Raw genomic sequence first — 1,489 nt, forward strand, 5'->3', positions numbered from 1 at the left:
AATTGTTGCAAATCGCCGTGGGGAATTTCACATATGTATGTGCAGGGACCCCGCACCGGAACAGGGGCAGGGCGCGGGGAAATCGTTGCGCGGGAAAACGGGGATGCGCTTTCCGTTTTCCCGCATCGACCGCAAGACCTGCGGCTCGCCTCAGATGTGCAGCGCGTGGCCCAGCGCGCGCAGCGCCGCTTCCTGCACGGCTTCGCCCAGCGTCGGGTGGGCATGGATGGTGCCGGCGACGTCTTCCAGGGTAGCGCCCAGCTCGATCGATTGCCCGAACGCCGTCGAGAGTTCCGACACGCCGCGCCCGACCGCCTGCCAGCCCAGGATCAGGTGGTTGTCGCGCCGCGCGACGACGCGCACGAAACCGTCCGTCGACTCGATCGTCATCGCCCGGCCATTCGCCGCGAACGGGAATTGCGCGCTGATGACGTCCAGCCCGGCCTTTTCGGCGTCCAGCGGCGACAGGCCGACCACGACCACTTCCGGATCGGTATAGCAGACGGCGGCGATCGCGTTCGGCGTGAAATGGCGGCGCTTGCCCGAGATGATCTCGGCCACCATCTCGCCCTGGGCCATGGCGCGGTGCGCCAGCATCGGCTCGCCGGTCAGGTCGCCGAACGCCCAGACGTTGCGCATCGAGGTGCGGCACCCGTCGTCGATCTTCACGGCGCGGCCAAGCATGTCGAGCTGCAGGCTTTCCAGCCCGAAGCCGGCGCTGCGCGGACGGCGGCCCACGGCCACCAGCACGCGGTCGGCCGCCAGCACGGTTTCCTCGCCGTTGGCATCCTTCACGCGTACGCCGTCGCCGGCCGCGTTCAGGCCGAGCACGCTCGAACCCAGGCGCAGCTCGACCCCGAGGCGCTTGAGCGCCGCGCCGACCGGCTTGGTCAGCTCGGCGTCGTAGGCCGGCAGGACGCGATCAAGCGCCTCGACGACCGTGACCTCGGCGCCCAGCTTGCGGTAGGCCGTGCCCAGCTCCAGGCCGATGTAGCCGGCGCCGACCACGACCAGGCGCCGCGGCACGTCGGCCGGCGACAGCGCCTCGGTCGACGACACCACCATGCCGCCGAAGGGCATGAACGGCAGCTCGACCGGCTCCGATCCGCTGGCCAGCAGCAGGTGTTCGCAGCGCACGCGCAGCAGTTCGCCATTCTCCCCCTTCACCTCGACCGTCTTGCCGTCGAGGATGCGGGCGAAGCCCTTGATCACCTGGACGTCGTTCTTCTTCAGCAGGGCGCCGACGCCGCTCGTGAGGCGCTTGACGATGCCGTCCTTCCACTGCACGGTGCGGCTCACGTCGATCGATGGGGCGCTGGCCATGATGCCGAGCGCCGAGCCGTCGGCGTAATGCTTCGCCTTGTCGAATTCCTCGGCCGCGTGGATCAGGGCTTTCGACGGGATGCAGCCAATGTTCAGGCAGGTGCCGCCGGGCGTGGCCGCTTCGACCAGCACGGTCTGGATGCCGAGCTGGCCGGCGCGGATCGCG

1 protein-coding gene is annotated in these 1,489 nt (G+C 69.2%); it reads right to left on the bottom strand.

The window, feature by feature from the left end; genetic code table 11:
* Positions 1 to 150: 150 nt before the first annotated feature.
* Positions 151 to 1,489: dihydrolipoyl dehydrogenase (gene lpdA / locus KVT32_RS27735; RefSeq protein ID WP_217619152.1), on the bottom strand; the 1,339-nt coding region annotated here is incomplete at its 5' end.

Source organism: Achromobacter sp. GbtcB20 (genome assembly GCF_019091095.1).
Classification (GTDB): Bacteria; Pseudomonadota; Gammaproteobacteria; order Burkholderiales; family Burkholderiaceae_B; genus Achromobacter; species Achromobacter mucicolens.